Source organism: Pantoea sp. GM01, from assembly GCF_000282675.1.
GTDB classification, from domain to species: domain Bacteria; phylum Pseudomonadota; class Gammaproteobacteria; order Enterobacterales; family Enterobacteriaceae; genus Pantoea; species Pantoea nemavictus.
In genome coordinates this window covers 1-18,470 of the sequence record NZ_AKIU01000062.1, presented here as the reverse complement: position 1 = coordinate 18,470, position 18,470 = coordinate 1, and the positions used below count along the sequence as shown (strand labels likewise).

Genomic DNA, 18,470 nt, shown 5'->3' with positions numbered 1-18,470 from the left:
GCGACATTTCATCTGTGGCAATATTAAAAAAATCCCTAAGGAAGTCTGGTTATGCTCGGCAAACTTACCCGCCTGTTCCCGCTCTGGGCCGTGCTGCTCTCGGTCGCTGCTTATTACTCGCCCTCCACCTTTCTCGGTATCGGTCCGTGGGTCACCTATCTGCTAATGCTGATTATGTTCGGCATGGGCGTAACGCTCAATATTGATGATTTCAAACGCGTACTGGTGCGCCCGGCGCCGGTAATTGCCGGCACCTTTCTGCACTATCTGGTGATGCCACTGGCCGCATGGGGCCTGGCGAAACTGTTCCAGATGCCGCCGGATCTGGCAGCGGGCATGATTCTGGTCGGCAGCGTGGCGAGCGGTACCGCATCTAACGTGATGATCTATCTGGCGAAGGGCGATGTGGCACTGTCAGTCACTATCTCATCAGTGTCAGCGCTGGTGGGCGTATTTGCCACGCCGCTGCTGACGCGCTTCTACGTTGATACGCACATTCAGGTTGATGTGGTTGGCATGCTGCTCAGCATCGTGAAAATCGTAGTGATTCCGATTAGCCTCGGCCTGATTGTCCACCACTCCATGAACAGCGTGGTGCGCCGCGTTGAGCCTTATCTGCCAGCGTTCTCCATGCTCTGTATTCTGTTGATCATCAGCGCGGTGGTGGCGGGTAGCCAAAGCTTTATTGGTTCGGTGGGTTTGATGGTGATTGTGGCGGTGATTCTGCACAACGCGATTGGTCTGCTGGGCGGTTATTGGGGCGGCAAACTGTTTGGCTTCGACGAATCCACCTGCCGCACGCTGGCGCTGGAAGTGGGCATGCAGAACTCCGGTCTGGCGGCGACGCTGGGCAAACTCTACTTCTCGCCGCTGGCAGCACTGCCGGGCGCGCTGTTCTCAGTGTGGCACAACCTGTCAGGTTCGCTGCTGGCTGGCTACTGGTCGGGTAAACCGATCGACAAACAGCAGAAATAATCGCGGTCGCCATGAACAGTGGTCGCCATGAATGGCGACCCTACGATCGCACCGGTTTGTCGTAGGGTGCGCATTTATGCGCACCGTTTTGCATTACAGCTTCAGATAAGTACGAATCCCATCCAGAAACATCTGCGTTGCCAGCATAATCAAAATCAAACCCATCAGGCGTTCCAGCGCGTTAACACCTTTATCGCCGAGCAGGCGTAAAAATAGCCCTGACATCAGCAAGATCGCCACCGTTACGCCCCAGGCAATCAGCAGCGCGCCAACCAGATGCGTCATCTGATTGGGATATTGATGCGACAACAGCATCAATGTCGCCAGCAGTGACGGGCCAGCCACTAAGGGAATTGCCAGCGGCACGAGGAACGGCTCTTCGCCGGCCGGCAAGCCGCTGGTGCTGGTTTCGGCGGAGGGAAAAATCATGCGGATGGCGATCAGGAACAGAATGATACCGCCGGAGATCGACACGGTTTCGGTGCGCAGGTTAAGAAACGTCAGAATGCGTTCACCGGCGAATAAAAACAGCAGCATCAGGGCCAGCGCGATCAGCATTTCACGCATCAGCACCACGCGGCGGCGCTTGGGTTCCAGATGCTTCAGTACCGACATAAAGATCGGCAGGTTGCCCAGCGGGTCCATAATTAACAGCAGCAATATGGTCGCGGATATCATCTCAGTCATGTCAGGTAAACCATCCTATCTATTTGGCCGGGGCCATTATTAGTTGTATTGCTGAAAAAGTTAGCGCAATCGAATTAATTCACTTGCCAGAAAGGCTGCATTTTGTAGAGTTGACGGTCATAGGTAAACCTGATTATTACGCAGACGGGCAGGATTATCCGGCCCGTCTTTTCCTCGCACCACTTAGGGCTTCCTTCGAGAACACCCGAGACGGACAGAAAATGAAGAATGTAGGTTTTATTGGTTGGCGTGGCATGGTCGGCTCAGTGCTGATGTCACGTATGAGCGAAGAACGCGATTTTGATGTCATCAATCCGGTCTTTTTCTCCACGTCACAGCTTGGTCAGGCGGCGCCGACGTTCGGCGGTAAGTCGACCGGTGCGCTGCAGGATGCTTTTGATATCGAGGCGCTGAAGGCGCTGGATATTATTATCACCTGCCAGGGCGGTGATTACACCAGTGAAGTCTATCCGAAGCTGCGCGAAAGCGGCTGGCAGGGTTACTGGATTGATGCGGCTTCCACGCTGCGTATGAAAGATGACGCCATCATCATTCTCGATCCGGTCAACCATAACGTGATTCGTCAGGGCCTCGACAACGGCATCAAAACCTTCGTCGGCGGTAACTGCACCGTCAGCCTGATGCTGATGTCGCTGGGCGGCCTGTTTGCCAACGATCTGGTTGAGTGGGCTTCGGTAGCCACTTATCAGGCGGCATCCGGCGGCGGCGCACGCCACATGCGTGAACTGCTGACGCAGATGGGCATGCTGCACGACCATGTTGCCACCTCGCTGCAGAACCCCGCTTCGGCGATTCTGGATATCGAGCGCAGCGTCACTGATTTCACCCGTTCAGGCACCTTGCCAACCGATAATTTCGGCGTACCGCTGGCGGGCAGCCTGATTCCATGGATCGACAAGCAGCTGGATAACGGCCAGAGCCGCGAAGAGTGGAAAGGTCAGGCGGAAACCAACAAAATCCTGCGTACCAGTAGTGTGATTCCGGTTGATGGCCTGTGCGTACGCGTTGGCGCACTGCGCTGCCACAGCCAGGCATTCACCCTGAAGCTGAAAAAAGATCTGCCGCTGAGCGAAATTGAACAGCTGCTGGCTTCCCACAACGAGTGGGTGAAAGTGGTGCCAAACGATCGCGACATCACCATGCGTGAACTAACGCCAGCTGCCGTCACCGGCACGCTGACTACGCCAGTGGGGCGCCTGCGCAAACTGAACATGGGGCCGGAATACCTTTCCGCCTTCACCGTAGGCGATCAGTTACTGTGGGGCGCGGCTGAACCGCTGCGTCGCATGCTGCGTTTGCTGATCGACTAAGCGCAGCGGCAAACCAGTCAGGCCGGGGTTTCCCGGCCTTTTTTGTGTCATCCAGGCTGCAAAAAATCGTACAAATTGCGCCTGACAAGTGATCCGCTTCCCTTTTTTGCTCGCCCGACAACAATTTTTCGCAATCCTCCATGGCTTCTGCCATCCCCAAGCTATGATTTAACAGAGATGTGCCGGTTGTTAACTGTTTTCGTTTTTTCGAACTGAATGGTTTGTTGTACACGGCGATGATCTTTCCCACGGACGGTTGTGTCCTCGCGGTGTACCTATGGCTCAATGAAAAGCAGCGCACCCGAGGCGATAATCCTGCCGACTCTGGTCGCCTGCGCAAAATCATAGGAAGAAAGTCATGTCAGAGCTTCCCGATCGCCAGGCGATCAATGCCCTTTTTGCCGGGAATTATGCCGATCCCTTTTCCTTACTGGGGATGCACCAAACTGCCGCGGGCCTTGAAGTTCGCGCGCTGCTGCCCGATGCCTCCGATGTGTGGGTGATTGAAACCAATACTGGACGCAAATGCGCCCAGCTGACCTGTCTTGACTCACGCGGCTTCTTTTGTGGCGTGATTCCGCGCCGTAAAAATCTGTTTGGCTATCAGCTGGCGGTGAACTGGCACGGCCAGCAAAACCTGATTGATGATGCCTATCGCTTTGGCCCGCTGCTGGCCGAAATGGATGCCTGGCTGCTGGGCGAAGGTACGCACCTGCGTCCGTACGAAACTCTTGGCGCGCACGGCACCACCATTGATGGCGTGCACGGTACGCGCTTCGCCGTCTGGGCACCGAACGCGCGTCGTGTGTCGGTGGTGGGCGAATTCAACTTCTGGGATGGTCGACGCCATCCGATGCGTTTCCGCCGTGAACTGGGCGTCTGGGAACTGTTCGTGCCGGGCGCGGTGAATGGCCAACTGTATAAATTCGAAATCGTGGATAATTCCGGCCAGATGCGCATCAAAGCCGATCCTTTCGCCTTTGAAGCACAGATGCGCCCGCAAACCGCTTCGATGATCTGCGGCCTGCCGCCGAAAACCGAGATGCAGCCGCAGCGCAAAGCCGCAAATGGGTTCGACCAGCCGATTTCGATTTACGAAGTGCACCTCGGCTCGTGGCGACGTCATACCGATGACAACTTCTGGTTAAGTTACAAAGAGCTGGCGGAACAGCTGATTCCCTATGTCAAAGAGATGGGTTTTACTCACATCGAATTGATGCCGATTAACGAGCATCCGTTCGATGGCAGCTGGGGCTATCAACCGCTTGGCATGTATGCGCCTACACGCCGTTTCGGTACGCGCGATGAGTTTCGCCACTTTGTCGCGGCCGCGCATGATGCCGGCATCAACGTGCTGCTCGATTGGGTGCCGGGCCACTTCCCAAGCGATGACTTTGGTCTGGCGAAATTTGACGGCACCGAACTCTACGAACACAGCGATCCGCGCGAAGGTTTCCATCAGGACTGGAACACGCTGATCTACAACTTCGGGCGTCGCGAGGTGAGCAATTATCTCTCCGGTAATGCTTTGTACTGGATGGAACGCTTTGGTATTGATGGGCTGCGCGTCGATGCGGTGGCTTCAATGATCTACCGCGACTACAGCCGCGCCGAAGGTGAATGGGTACCCAACCAGTTTGGCGGCCGTGAAAACCTCGAAGCGATTTCGTTCCTGCGGCACACCAACCGCATATTGGGCCGCACCGCACCGGGCAGCGTGACGGTGGCGGAGGAATCTACCGACTATCCCGGCGTCACGCGGCCATCGGAAGATGGCGGCCTCGGTTTCTGGTTCAAATGGAACCTCGGCTGGATGCACGACACGCTGGATTACATGAAGCTCGATCCAGTGCATCGTCGCTACCATCACCAGCTGATGACCTTCGGTATGCTCTACAACTACACCGAAAACTTTGTGCTGCCGCTGTCGCACGACGAAGTGGTGCACGGCAAGCGTTCAATCCTCGATCGCATGCCGGGCGATGCCTGGCAGAAATTTGCCAACCTGCGCGCCTACTACGGCTGGATGTGGGGCTTCCCGGGTAAGAAGCTGCAATTTATGGGCAACGAATTTGCTCAGGGGCGCGAGTGGAACCACGACAGCAGCCTCGACTGGCATCTGCTGGAAGGCGAGGATAACTGGCACAACGGCGTGCAGCGTCTGGTGCGCGATCTCAACCACACCTATCGCCACTTCACGCCACTGCATCAGCTCGATTTCGATGGGCAAGGTTTTGAGTGGCTGGTGGTCGACGATCACGAGAATTCGGTGTTTGTCTTTGCGCGCCGCGATCGCGAGGGCAACGAAATCATTGTAGTGAGTAACTTCACGCCGGTGGCGCGAAACAGCTATCGCTTTGGCGTTAATCAGCGTGGCGGCTGGCGTGAAATAATGAACACCGACCAGCACGACTACCACGGCAGCGACACGCGCAATCACGGCGTGGTGCACACCGATGAGATTGAAAGCCACGGTCGGCCGCAATCGCTGAGTTTGACCTTGCCACCGCTGGCAACGCTTTGGCTGGTGCGGGAGAGCGACTGATGCTGGAGCGGGGGCAGCCGAAACCGTTAGGTGCACATTACGATGGGCAGGGCGTTAATTTCACGCTGTTTTCCCAGCACGCCGAGCAGGTCGAGCTGTGCCTGTTTGACGCGCACGGTGCTGAGCGTCGCTTTCCGCTGCCCGCGCGTAGCGGTGATATCTGGCACGGCTATTTTCCTGCGCTAAAGCCAGGCCAGCGCTATGGCTATCGCGTACACGGCCCCTGGGCACCACAGCAAGGGCATCGCTTCAATCCTGCCAAGCTGCTGGTCGATCCCTGCGCCAAAGCGGTGGCGGGCGATGTATTGGACGATGCGCGTTTTCACGGCGGCGAACGTGAGCCTGATAACCAGGATAACGCCGCTGTTGCGCCGAAATCCTTAGTGATCGCTGAAGATTTTGACTGGGAAGCGGATCAACCGTTGCGCACGTCGTGGGGCAATACGGTGATTTATGAAGCGCACGTGCGTGGCTTAACGCAGCAGCATCCGGAAATTCCGGAAAGGCTGCGCGGGACTTATGCGGCGCTAGGTCATCCTGCTATGGTGAAGTACCTGCGTCATCTGGGAATCACCGCGCTGGAGTTGTTGCCGATTGCCCAATTCACCAGCGAACCGCGCCTGCGCCGCTTAGGGTTGAGCAATTACTGGGGCTATAACCCGTTTGCTCTGTGGGCGGTGGATGCACGTTACGCATCCGGTGAGAACGGTTTATCACCGCTGCAGGAGTTTCAGCAGGCAGTGAAAGCGCTGCATGCGGCGGGCATAGAAGTGATTCTGGATGTGGTGTTCAACCATACCGCTGAACTGGAAGAGATCGGGCCGACGATTTCCCAACGCGGCGTGGATAACGCCAGCTATTACTGGCTTGATAACAACGGCAATTATCAAAACTGGACCGGCTGCGGCAACACCCTGAATCTTAGTCATCCCCAGGTGATGGAGTGGGTGCTGGAAGCGCTGCGCTACTGGGTGCGCGCTTGCCACATTGATGGCTTCCGCTTTGACCTTGCCAGCGTGCTGGGCCGCACGCCGGCGTTTCAGCAGGATGCGCCGCTGTTTGCCGCCATCAAAGCGTGTCCGCTGCTCTCGCAGGTGAAGCTGATTGCTGAGCCGTGGGATATCGGTCCCGGCGGTTATCAGGTAGGCAATTTCCCGCCGGACTTTGCCGAGTGGAACGACCATTTTCGCGATGCGGCGCGCCGTTACTGGCTGCATGGTCAGCTGAATAACGGCGATTTTGCCCGCCGTTTTGCCGCATCCAGCGACGTATTTCAGCGTGAGGCGCGTCTGCCGCATGCCAGTATCAATTTGATCACCGCGCACGACGGCTTCACGCTGCGCGATGTGGTGAGCTTCAACCACAAACACAATCAGGCCAACGGCGAAGACAATCGTGATGGCAGCAGCAGCAACTTCAGCCATAACCATGGCAAAGAGGGGCTGCAGGTCAACTTCGATATTGTCGAACGGCGGCGGCGCAGCGTGCACGGCTTGCTTACCACGCTGCTGCTGGCGCAGGGCACGCCGATGCTGCTGGCGGGCGACGAACGCGGCCACAGCCAGCACGGTAACAACAACGCCTATTGCCAGGACAATCCGCTCACCTGGCTCAACTGGCAACACGATGATTTTGGACTGGTCGACTTCACTGCTGCGTTAATCCGCCTGCGCCAGCGCATCCCTGCGCTGACGGCGGATCGCTGGTGGCAGGAGGGCGATGGCAACGTGCAGTGGTGTAATGCCAGCGGCAAACCACTGGAAAAAGAGCAGTGGGAACAGGGGACGCACAGAATGCAGATCCTGCTCTCCGGCCGCTGGTTAATAACAATAAACGCCACGGAATCGGTGAGTGATATCGCCTTACCAGACGGAGAGTGGCGTGCCATTCCTCCTTTCGCCGGGGAAGATAACCCCATCCTGACAACTGTCTGGCACGGTCCCGCACACGGTGTGTGCGTGTTCCTAAAGCAATCATAAGGAGTCAGACATGGTGAAATTAGATAGAACAGATCATCTGATGCTGGCGCGCCAGCTCCCTACACAAACGGTTGCCTTGATCCTTGCTGGCGGGCGCGGTACGCGCCTGAAAGATCTCACCGCGAAACGCGCTAAACCTGCCGTGCACTTCGGCGGCAAGTTCCGCATCATCGACTTTGCGCTGTCCAACTGCATCAACTCGGGCATCCGGCGCATCGGCGTGATCACTCAATATCAGTCACATACGCTGGTGCAGCACATCCAGCGCGGCTGGTCGCTGTTTAATGAAGAGATGAACGAATTTGTCGATCTGTTGCCCGCGCAGCAGCGTGCCGCCACCGAACATTGGTATCGCGGTACCGCCGATGCGGTGACGCAAAACCTCGACATTATTCGCCGTTACAACGCGCAGTACATCGTGATTCTCGCCGGGGATCACATCTACAAGATGGACTACTCGCGCATGCTGCTCGACCACGTCGATCGCGGTGCCAAATGCACCATCGCCTGTTTGCCGGTGCCGCTGGCCGAAGCCACGGCGTTTGGCGTGATGGCGGTCGATGCCGAGAACAACGTGATCGATTTTGTGGAAAAACCACCGCAGCCGCCGTCAATGCCGGGTGACGACAGCCGAGCGCTGGCCAGCATGGGCATTTACGTGTTCAACGCCGATTATCTGTATCAGCTGCTGGAAGAAGACCTGCAGGTGGCCGATTCCAGCCACGATTTCGGCAAAGATCTGCTGCCAAAAATCGTGGCCAGCGGCGAGGCGTATGCGCACTCATTCACGCTCTCTTGCGTGCAGGTTGATGAAAACGCCGAGCCGTACTGGCGTGATGTCGGAACGCTGGAAGCTTACTGGCGCGCTAACCTCGACCTGGCTTCCGTTACGCCAGAACTGGATATGTACGACCACAGCTGGCCGATTCGCACCCATATGGAGCCGCTGCCACCGGCGAAGTTTGTGCAGGATCGTTCCGGTAGCCACGGTATGACGATGAACTCGCTGGTCTCTGGCGGCTGCATCATCTCCGGCTCGGTGGTGGTGAACTCCGTGCTATTCCCACGTATCCGCATTAACTCGTTTTGCAACATTGATTCAGCTGTATTGCTGCCCGATGTGGTGGTTGGCCGATCGTGTCGTCTGCGTCGCTGCGTGATCGATCGCGCCTGCGAATTACCAGAAGGCATGGTCATTGGCGAAAACCCCGATGAAGACAGCCGACGTTTTTACCGTTCAGAAGAGGGCATCGTACTGGTGACGCGCGCCATGCTGGCCAAATTGGCCGCAGCGGTCAGTAAGTGACGAAAGAGCATAGAGATAATTGCCGCGTGGAACGCATGCGATAACAATAGGGGTTCAGGATGCTGGTTTTACATGTCTGTTCAGAGCTTTTCCCGCTGTTGAAAACGGGCGGATTGGCTGATGTGGTCGGTGCATTACCACAGGCGCAAATCGCCGAAGGAGCGGATGCGCGGGTGCTGATTCCCGCTTATCCGGATCTGCGTAAAGGGATTCCTGATACTGAAATTGTGGCGGAGCTACAAACTTTTGCCGGGCCGGTTCGTTTACTTTTTGGACAATTTAACGGCGTTGGTATTTATTTAATTGATGCGCCGGGACTGTATGAACGTCCCGGCAGTCCTTATCACGACACATCGCAATTCGCTTATGTGGATAATTACCTGCGTTTCGCGCTGCTCGGCTGGATGGGTGCGGAGATTGCCAGCGGGCTGGATATGAACTGGCAGCCCGATATCGTGCACGCGCATGACTGGCATGCGGGCTTAACCTGCGCCTATATCGCGGCGCGCGGTGGCCCGGCGAAAACGGTGTTTACCGTGCATAACCTGGCCTATCAAGGGCTGTTTTCCGCGCGCCATCTGGATGAAATACAGATTCCGCGCGCCTTCTTCGACATGCATGGGCTGGAGTTCTTTGGGCAAATTTCCTACCTCAAGGCGGGACTGTTCTATGCCGATCATATTACGGCGGTCAGCCCCACTTATGCGCTGGAAATTACCCGACCGGAGTTTGGTTACGGCATGGAGTCGCTGCTGGAACAGCGGCTGCGCGAAGGGCGGCTTAGCGGGATTCTGAACGGTGTCGATCCGGGGATTTGGGACCCGGCGCATGATTTACTGCTCACCGCGCGCTACGACAGCGAAACGCTGGAGAGCAAAGCTGAAAACAAACGCCAGCTGCAGATTGCCATGGGCTTGAAGGTCGATGATAAAGCGCCGGTGTTCTGCGTGATCAGTCGTCTGACCAAACAAAAAGGGCTGGATCTGGTGCTGGAAGCGCTGCCGGGCTTGCTGGCGCAGGGCGGGCAGCTGGTGCTGCTTGGCCAGGGCGATGCCGAGCTGCAGCAAGGTTTCCTCGCGGCAGCGGCGGAACATCCGGGTCGCGTGGGCGTGCAGATTGGTTATCACGAAGCCTTCTCGCACCGCATTGTTGGCGGCGCGGATGTGATCATGGTGCCGAGCCGCTTTGAGCCGTGCGGCTTAACTCAGCTGTACGGCTTGAAATACGGCACGCTGCCGCTGGTGCGTCGTACCGGCGGGCTGGCGGATACGGTGCAAGACAGTTCACTGGAAAACCTGGCAGACGGCGTCGCCAGCGGCTTTACCTTTGAAGACAGTAATGCCTGGTCGCTGCTGCGGGCGATTCGGCGCGCATTTGTTCTGTGGTCTCGACCTGCACTCTGGCGTTACGTTCAGCGGCAGGCAATGGGGATGGATTTTAGTTGGCAGGTGGCAGCACAAGCCTACCGCGATCTTTATCAACGTTTGCTGTAATGAGAGATTGGGATACTTGATATGAATGCACCTTTCACCTATGCCTCACCCACGCTGACGGTTGACGCGCTGAAGCACTCAATCGCCTATAAGCTGATGTTTACTATTGGTAAAGATCCATCGATCGCGAATAAGCATGAGTGGCTGAATGCCGCGCTGCTGGCGGTGCGTGATCGCATGGTGGAACGCTGGCTGCGCTCCAGCCGCGCGCAGCTCTCGCAGGATGTGCGGCAGGTTTATTACCTGTCGATGGAGTTCCTGATGGGGCGCACGCTCGGCAACGCGTTGCTGGCGATGGGCATTTATGACGATCTCAATCAGGCGCTGGACGAGATGGGACTCGACCTCAGCGAGCTGATGGAAGAGGAGAACGATCCCGGCCTCGGTAACGGCGGCTTGGGACGTTTAGCGGCCTGCTTCCTCGATTCGCTCGCCACGCTCGGTTTACCGGGGCGCGGCTACGGCATTCGTTACGATTACGGTATGTTTAAGCAGAATATTGTCGACGGCCAGCAGCGCGAATCGCCGGATTACTGGCTGGAATATGGCAATCCATGGGAATTCCAGCGCTTTAACACGCGCTACAAAGTACGTTTTGGTGGCCGTTTACAGCATGAAGGTGCGCGGGTGCGCTGGGTAGAAACCGAAGAGATCGTAGCGATGGCTTACGATCAGATCATCCCCGGATTTGATACTGATGCCACCAACACGCTGCGCCTGTGGGGCGCGCAGGCCAGTAACGAAATCAATCTCGGTAAGTTCAATCAGGGCGATTACTTTGCCGCAGTGGAAGATAAAAACCACTCGGAAAACGTCTCACGCGTGCTCTATCCTGATGACTCAACCTATTCCGGCCGCGAGTTGCGCCTGCGTCAGGAGTATTTCCTCGTCTCCTCGACGGTGCAGGATATTCTCAATCGTCACTGGCAGATGCATGAAACCTGGGACAATCTGCCGGACAAAATCGCCATCCACCTCAACGATACCCATCCGGTGCTGGCGATCCCTGAACTGATGCGTCTGTTAATCGACGAACAGAAGTTCAGCTGGGACGATGCGTTTGAAGTGACTTGCCAGGTGTTCTCCTACACCAACCACACGCTGATGACCGAAGCGCTGGAAACCTGGCCGGTGGATATGATCGGCAAGATCCTGCCGCGTCATCTCAGCATTATCTTTGAAATCAATGACTACTTCCTGAAAACCATCCAGGAATACTATCCGGATGATTGGGATTTGATGTCGCGCATCTCGATCATCGACGAAAATGACGGCCGCCGCATTCGCATGGCGTGGCTGGCGGTGGTGGTGAGCCACAAGGTCAACGGCGTGTCCGAGTTGCACTCCAACTTGATGGTGCAATCGCTGTTCGCTGACTTCGCGCGGCTATTCCCTGGCCGTTTCTGCAATAAAACCAACGGCGTGACGCCGCGTCGCTGGCTGGCGCTGGCCAATCCGGCGCTGTCTGAGGTGCTGGATGAGGCGATTGGTCGCAACTGGCGTACCGATCTCGGCCAGCTCAACGAACTGACGTCGCAGGTCGACTATCCGGCCTTTATCGAGCAGATCGCCGATGCCAAATTCGCCAACAAAAAACGCCTGGCGGATTGGGTGGCGAAAAACATGGATATCGTGCTCGATCCGCATGCGCTGTTTGATGTGCAGATCAAACGTATCCACGAATATAAACGTCAGTTACTCAACGTCCTGCACGTGATTACGCGCTATAACCGCATCAAGGCCGACCCCACCGCTGAATGGGTGCCGCGCGTGAATATCTTCGCCGGCAAGGCCGCTTCGGCGTATTACGTGGCGAAGCACATCATCCACTTGATCAACGACGTCGCCAACGTGATCAACAACGATCCGCAGGTGAAGAACAAGCTGAAGGTGGTGTTCATTCCCAACTATGGCGTGAGCCTGGCGCAGATCATTATTCCCGCGGCGGATCTCTCTGAGCAGATCTCCACTGCTGGCACCGAAGCATCGGGCACCAGTAACATGAAGTTTGCGCTGAACGGCGCGTTAACGATTGGCACACTGGATGGCGCCAACGTTGAGATGCTGGATCATGTCGGCAAGGAGAACATCTTTATCTTCGGTAACACCACGCCGCAGGTCGAGAAGCTGCGTACCGACGGCTACAACCCGCGTAAGTATTACGAGGACGATCCCGAACTGCATCAGGCGCTGACGCAAATCGCCAGCGGCGTGTTCAGTCCGCAGGAGCCAGGCCGCTACCGCAATCTGTTCGATGCGTTGGTGAACTTCGGCGATCACTATCAGCTGCTGGCGGATTATCGCAGCTATGTAGACACGCAGGACAAGGTGGACAAGCTTTATCGTCAACCGGACAAGTGGCAACGCAGCGCGGCGCTGAATATCGCCAATATGGGGTATTTCTCGTCGGACCGAACCATTCAGGAGTATGCGGATGAGATCTGGCACATTTCGCCAGTGAGGTTGTAAAGCGGGGAATTCCTGAACCAGGTCGCCATGAATGGCGATCTTACGTGAACATCCAAGTTGATACCCAAAATCATTTGGACGGCAGGAAGGCGGCAAATGAGCGAATCCCCGGGAGCTTACTGTAGTAAGTGACCGGGGTGAACGAATGCAGCCAACGCACCTGCCGTTCAAAGGATGAAGGGTATTACTTCAGGGTAATGCTCTTTACGATCCCATCAGCATCGCTCTGTGCCTGCTGCTGGTTATCCGCTGGCAAGGTAATTTGCAGCGTCAGCAGTTTGCCGTCCACTTTCGCCAGAATCACTGAAGACCATGAAGTCTGGTTGTTGGCAGCAATCACCGTATCCAGCTGCTGAGCCGGCTGATCTTTCAACGTAACCGCTTTGTTCGACACCACCTGCAGCTGCGGATCGCGGCTGCGCTGCTGCTGTTCCAGACGCTGCGCCAGCGCATCAAGCGCTTCGTTAGTTGGATCGCCTGCAATCACGATAATTGCGCGCTGCCCGGTTTCGTCGGCATAGACGTGCATGTTAGTCGATTCAGAGCCGAGTTTGCCGCTCTTGTCAGACATGCCCGCCGGCAGTGAGAAGCTCAGCTTGCCGTCCATCAGATTAACCGTCTGAGCAGACTGGCTGGCGCTGGCACCGTTACTGTTTGCTGCCGCATCATCTTTCTTCTGGTCACATGCCGCCAGGCCGATCACCAGCAGGCCAATACCCACATATTTCACTACGTTACGCATTCTTTTCCCTTTTACATGATTCCAGTCGTTTAGGTTTATAGCCTAAATAATTCAAGCGGCAGAAAGGCGGTAAGCGCGTGAACCCATGAGCTTACATGAGTAAGTGATTGGGTGAACGCGCGCAGCCAACGCATCTGCCGTTTGAAGTATGACGGCTATAAAAACGGAATCGGCGGTTAAAAGCAACCGCCGGTATGTCAGGAAATCTTAGCGTGCCATGGCGTTATGTATATGTGCAATTAGCCGAAATTGATCTGCTGCTGCGCGGAACGCTCGGCTAATCGCTTCAGCATAGCATTGAGCAGTACGCCGTAAGCGGGCAGGAAGAAGATCATGCAGATCAGCACTTTGAAGCTGTAATCCACCAGAGCGATCTCGACCCAATGCGTGGCCATAAACGGGTCTGGACTCTTGTAGAAAGCGATGAAAAAGAAGGCCAGCGTATCGCTAATATTTCCGAGGAACATCGCTGCTGCCGGGGCAATCCACCACTGTGATAAACGGCGCAAACGGTTAAAAACGTGTACGTCGAGAATCTGGCCCAGCGCATAAGCCATAAAGCTGGCGCAGGCGATACGCGCGACAAACAGATTCACCTCTTCCAGTGAAGCCCAACCCTGCCATTCGCCCTGATAAAACACGCACGACACAAGATAGGAGATCACCAGCGCCGGAATCATCACCGCCAGAATAATGCGACGCGCCAGCGGCGCGCCAAAGATGCGCACGGTAAGATCGGTAGCGAGGAAAATAAACGGAAAGCTGAACGCGCCCCAGGTGGTGTGGAAGCCGAAGATAGAAACCGGCAGCTGTACCAGATAGTTACTGGAGGTGATCACCAGCAGATGGAAAAGCGATAGCCAAAACAGCGCATGCATGCGCTGACGTGCAGAAAAAGCAATCATGTAGGACCTTTTTAATCGTGGGGTGAGGGAACCCATTGCCCGTCATACTTCAAGCTGTAGCTGCGTTGGCTGCTCGCACTTGCCGCCTTGCTACAGCTCGAATTATTTAGGGCGGAATATGGTAGCAATTTAAAAATCGGCGGCATCTTAACGCGTTGCGCAATTTATGCAATGGTTAATTTTAACGCAATCGTTATCGCCTTGCGTTGGCTAATTTGCGCGCTAGAATGTGCGCCCATCATTAACAACAGACAGAGAATCATGAGCGATCCCTTTTCTGCGCCTGACCATCAGCTTGATGCCCTTGGCCTGCGCTGCCCGGAACCGGTAATGATGGTGCGCAAAACCGTGCGCAGCATGCAGGCCGGTGAAACCTTGCTGATCATCGCCGATGATCCCGCCACCACGCGCGATATTCCCGGTTTCTGCCGTTTTATGGAACATCAGCTGCTGGCACAACAGACCGAAAGCCTGCCGTACCAGTTTCTCATCAAAAAAGGCGCTTAACGCTGACGCAGTAAGCGCAGTGCATTCGCCGTAACCAATGCGGTGGCACCGGAATCAGCTAGCACCGCCAACCACAAACCGGTAAAGCCGAGCAGCGTGGTGACGAGGAAAATCGCCTTCAGGCCCAGCGCCAACGCCACGTTCTGCCGGATGATGGCGCGCGTGCGCCGTGCCAGCACCACCGCGCGCGGCAAAATCGCCAGCTGATTTTGCGTCAGCGCCATATCGGCGGCCTCCAGCGCGACATCGGTGCCGCTGCCCATGGCAATGCCCATGCTCGCGGCTTTCATGGCGGGCGCATCGTTGATGCCGTCGCCTACCATCGCCAATGATTGCTGTGCGCCCAGCTGTCGCACTGCCGCAACTTTATCGGCAGGCAGCAAACCCGCGCGATAATCAATGCGTAACTCGGCGGCAATCGCGGCGGCTGCGCGCGGGTTGTCACCGGTCAGCATCACGCTATTTATGCCAAGTTTTTGCAGCTCAGCCAGCGCGCTAATCGCCTCTTCACGCAACCGATCGCGCAGCGCTAATGCGCCGAGCACCTGTTGCTGCTGCAATAGCAGCACCACGGTTTGCCCCTGCGCCTCCAGTTCGGCCACCTGCTGCTGCTGTACCTCGTCGAGATATTTGGCTTCACGGGGCGTAAGTAACTGGTAGGTCACGCCATCAATTTCGGCACGAATACCGCTGCCCGCCAGCGTTTGCTGCTGTGAGGCGGGCGGAATGGTGAGCTGACGACGCTCGGCTTCGCTGACAATCGCCTGAGCCAGCGGATGTGTGGAGCCTTGTTCTACCGCAGCAGCGATGCTGAGCAAGCTATTTTCCGCTGTTTCGCCAAACGATTGAATATGGGTGACTTGCGGTTTGCCCGCCGTCAGCGTGCCGGTTTTGTCGAACGCCATCAGGCTTACGCGACTGAGACGCTCCAGCGCCGCGCCGCCTTTGATCAACGCGCCCTGACGTGCGGCGGCGGCTAATCCCGAGGTAATGGCGGCCGGCGTGGAGATCACCAGCGCACACGGGCAGCCGATCAGCAGCAGCGTCAGCCCTTTATAAATCCACGGCAGCCAGTCACCGAAGCCAAGCAGCGGCGGCAGCACCATCACCAGCAGTGCCAGTAGCATAATGGCGGGCGTATAGATGCGGCTGAAGCGATCGATAAAGCGCTCAACCGGCGCGCGATGCGTTTCGGCTTCCTCAATCAGTTGCAGAATGCGGTCGATAGCACTTTGGCCGGGCTGGGAAATCACTTTCAGCGTTACCAGACGATCCAGGCTGGTGGCGCCGGCCATGATCTGTTCGCCAGGCTCACGCGCCACCGGCAATGATTCGCCAGTCAATGCGCTTTCATCAAAGCTGGCGCCGGCATGCAGTAATTCGCCATCTGCCGGTAAACGGCCACCGGCCGCCACTTCAATCACATCGCCAGGCTGCAGCACTTCTAAGCGGACGTTTTCACGCTGCTTACCCGTAATACGCGTGGCGGTATCGGGACGCAACGCCATCAGCGCGGTGACACCGCGACGCGCGCGCGCAGCGGCGTAGGCTTCCAGGCGTTCGCCCAGCTGGAACAGCAGCAGCACCATGGCGGCTTCAGCATGCGCACCAATCACCAGCGCGCCGGCAGCGGCGATGCTCATCAACATCTCAATGCTAAAGGGCGAACCGTTGCGCAGCAGTTGCCACGCGCTGCGAGCAATAGGTGCCAAACCAACCAGCGTAGTGGCAATAAACAGACGATCGCCCCACAGCGGTGAAACCTGGCTCAGCAGCCAGCTGGCGAGCATTAGCACGCCGAGCAGCAGCAAACCGGCATTTTCCCGCCAGCGGCTTGCGGGGGACGAGATTGATTGGGGATCGTTAGCCGTCAGCGTAAAGCCGGCATTTTTCACCACCTGTTCTATGGTGGTGCGGATGTCCTGATCCGCATCGACCACCAGTTTCTCACTGGCGAAGATCACCCGTGCTTGCTGTACCTGCGGTACGCGTTGTACGGCAGTTTCGATTTTGCGTGCGCAGCTGGGGCAATCCATGCCCGCTATTTGCCAGCGGAATTGGTGTGAGGTGAGGGCGGGCCTGTCGCTTTCGGCGTCGCTATCGCCGCCGGGCGAGCCGCTATCGCTGTCGCAACAGCCACAATCACCTTCAACAGTCACAGGCTGAGCGGCGGAGATTTTTAAGGTCGTGGGTTTTATGCTGCGAACGGAACACAGCGGCTGCGGCTGGCTGTGGGATTTTCCACAGCGGCACGGATGAGCATGTTGATGCATATAACCTCCGGAATCAGGGGCGGGCTAATGCCCGCGCCCTAATGCTACACTCTGGAGTCCACTCCAGAGTCAAGCGGAAGGTTAGCTTTTCTTCAGTAAAGCCACAGTGAACGCGCAATCATGAAGTGACCGGCGAAGTAGCAGGCGGCAACGATGGCGCTATCGGCGCTGAAACGGCGGCGATAATGCGAAATAAACCAGACGATGTTGGCCAACAGCAGCAACGCGGCGCCGACCAGCAGCGAGAAGCTGAAGTCAGTTGGACGGAAGAAGTAGTTTTCCGCCGCCATCCAGTTCATCACCAGCGTCATACCGATCAAGGTGCAAATTGGCCAGCGCAGCTCTTCCAGTTTGGTCCACAGAATCCCGATAACGATGACGCCAATAATCAGGAAGGTGAGAGGAATCGGCCAGAAGAAGCTCATGGTCATATGCGCTGCAAAACTGATGGTGTAAAGCAGATGCGAGAGGAAGAATGCGCCCAGCGCATAGAGCATTTGCTGACGCGGCAACAGCATCAACGCATCACCCACCAGCGTGGCAACCAGGCCAGCCAGAATCAAATAATCGGTGGTGTTGAAGGTTGGCGCTTGCCATGCCCAGGCGACGAGCAACAGTAAGGTGACGGGTTTAAATAGCCAGCGCTGCCATTGCGGACCGCGGTAGGATGCATCGACGTACAGCCAGCCGGAAAAAAGTACGGCAAGAAAAGACCAAAGCATGTTTTCTCCCTTTTCTGGACGAAATGTCCGCCAGTTTGATGAATTTTCCCAAAATCACTCACTCAGTGTAAGTTACCGGTGCCAAATGTGACAATCAGCCGACTCTGGTTGTATGCTTTGTCGTCTTTTCCTGTTCCGACTTAACGCAAAGCACGAGATAAATCATGAGCAAACCACCGCTAATCTTTTTCATCGTACTGGCCATTATTGCCGTATTGGCGACCCGTCAGTTTATTAAACAGCGCCGCGAAACGGCGGTGAACGATGCCTCGCCGGTGCGCTCGCTGAGCGTGGAAGTGAAAACCAAACGCGAATTCCCGTCACCCAATCGCCGTTCGCGTCAGCGCGAGGAGATTGTGGCTGAGGATATGAAATACGAAGCCTGGTTCCATCCGCTGAACGGTGCGAGTGACATTAAAGTGACGGTCAACGCCAGCGATTATCATCAGATGGATAAGGGCGTGAAGGGCGAGTTGAAGATGAAAGGGACGCGGTTTGTCAGTTTTACCCCGGCCCCGTAGGGCTGATGAATCCCC

Annotated in this window: 14 protein-coding genes; 9 read left to right on the top strand and 5 right to left on the bottom strand. The window is 56.4% G+C overall.

Features of this window, described 5'->3' with window-relative positions:
• The first annotated feature begins 51 nt into the window (after positions 1–51).
• Positions 52–975 (top strand): ketopantoate/pantoate/pantothenate transporter PanS, encoded by a 924-nt coding sequence (gene panS, locus PMI17_RS18225; protein ID WP_007891320.1) that lies wholly within the window; start codon positions 52–54, stop codon positions 973–975.
• A gap of 93 nt (positions 976–1,068) precedes the next feature.
• Here the strand turns inward: panS and PMI17_RS18220 are convergent, their stop codons facing one another.
• The gene (locus tag PMI17_RS18220) at positions 1,069–1,662 is read right to left on the bottom strand and encodes a YhgN family NAAT transporter (RefSeq protein WP_007891319.1); all 594 of its coding nucleotides are present in this window, start codon (positions 1,660–1,662) and stop codon (positions 1,069–1,071) included.
• Positions 1,663–1,883: 221 nt separating this feature from the next.
• Here PMI17_RS18220 and asd point away from each other — a divergent pair, with 221 nt between their 5' ends.
• The 6 genes from asd to glgP all read left to right on the top strand — a co-directional run bounded on the left by asd (position 1,884) and on the right by glgP (position 12,785).
• The gene (gene asd / locus PMI17_RS18215) at positions 1,884–2,993 is read left to right on the top strand and encodes an aspartate-semialdehyde dehydrogenase (RefSeq protein ID WP_007891318.1); all 1,110 of its coding nucleotides are present in this window, start codon (positions 1,884–1,886) and stop codon (positions 2,991–2,993) included.
• Between the two features lie 358 nt (positions 2,994–3,351).
• Positions 3,352–5,538, top strand: coding sequence for a 1,4-alpha-glucan branching enzyme (gene glgB / locus PMI17_RS18210; RefSeq protein ID WP_007891317.1), 2,187 nt, complete (start codon positions 3,352–3,354; stop codon positions 5,536–5,538).
• Complete coding sequence (gene glgX / locus PMI17_RS18205) at positions 5,538–7,517, top strand: glycogen debranching protein GlgX (RefSeq protein WP_007891316.1); 1,980 nt, start codon at positions 5,538–5,540, stop codon at positions 7,515–7,517. The genes glgB and glgX overlap by 1 nt, the downstream gene beginning before the upstream one ends.
• 10 nt (positions 7,518–7,527) lie before the next feature.
• Entirely contained in the window at positions 7,528–8,823 is a 1,296-nt protein-coding gene (gene glgC, locus PMI17_RS18200) for a glucose-1-phosphate adenylyltransferase (RefSeq protein ID WP_007891309.1), read from the top strand.
• Between the two features lie 59 nt (positions 8,824–8,882).
• The gene (glgA, locus tag PMI17_RS18195) at positions 8,883–10,316 is read left to right on the top strand and encodes a glycogen synthase GlgA (protein ID WP_007891308.1); all 1,434 of its coding nucleotides are present in this window, start codon (positions 8,883–8,885) and stop codon (positions 10,314–10,316) included.
• A 21-nt stretch (positions 10,317–10,337) separates the two neighbouring features.
• A complete protein-coding gene (gene glgP / locus PMI17_RS18190; protein WP_007891307.1) occupies positions 10,338–12,785 on the top strand; it encodes a glycogen phosphorylase in 2,448 nt (815 codons plus the stop codon).
• 184 nt (positions 12,786–12,969) lie between these two features.
• Here the strand turns inward: glgP and PMI17_RS18185 are convergent, their stop codons facing one another.
• Positions 12,970–13,527: a DcrB family lipoprotein gene (locus PMI17_RS18185; protein ID WP_007891305.1), complete on the bottom strand. Its 558-nt coding sequence runs from the start codon at positions 13,525–13,527 to the stop codon at positions 12,970–12,972.
• Positions 13,528–13,766: 239 nt separating this feature from the next.
• Positions 13,767–14,432, bottom strand: coding sequence for a 7-cyano-7-deazaguanine/7-aminomethyl-7-deazaguanine transporter (locus tag PMI17_RS18180; RefSeq protein ID WP_007891302.1), 666 nt, complete (start codon positions 14,430–14,432; stop codon positions 13,767–13,769).
• 261 nt (positions 14,433–14,693) lie between these two features.
• Here PMI17_RS18180 and tusA point away from each other — a divergent pair, with 261 nt between their 5' ends.
• Positions 14,694–14,939, top strand: coding sequence for a sulfurtransferase TusA (tusA, locus tag PMI17_RS18175; protein WP_007891299.1), 246 nt, complete (start codon positions 14,694–14,696; stop codon positions 14,937–14,939).
• On the opposite strand, the gene PMI17_RS18170 is transcribed toward tusA, so the two are convergent.
• The gene (locus PMI17_RS18170; RefSeq protein ID WP_007891295.1) at positions 14,936–17,212 is read right to left on the bottom strand and encodes a zinc/cadmium/mercury/lead-transporting ATPase; all 2,277 of its coding nucleotides are present in this window, start codon (positions 17,210–17,212) and stop codon (positions 14,936–14,938) included. The genes tusA and PMI17_RS18170 overlap by 4 nt on opposite strands.
• A 92-nt stretch (positions 17,213–17,304) precedes the next feature.
• The gene (locus PMI17_RS18165) at positions 17,305–17,934 is read right to left on the bottom strand and encodes a lysoplasmalogenase (protein WP_007891292.1); all 630 of its coding nucleotides are present in this window, start codon (positions 17,932–17,934) and stop codon (positions 17,305–17,307) included.
• 164 nt (positions 17,935–18,098) lie between these two features.
• Between PMI17_RS18165 and PMI17_RS18160 the strand changes: the two genes are divergently transcribed.
• Entirely contained in the window at positions 18,099–18,455 is a 357-nt protein-coding gene (locus tag PMI17_RS18160; RefSeq protein ID WP_007891289.1) for a DUF2500 domain-containing protein, read from the top strand.
• Positions 18,456–18,470 lie beyond the last annotated feature (15 nt).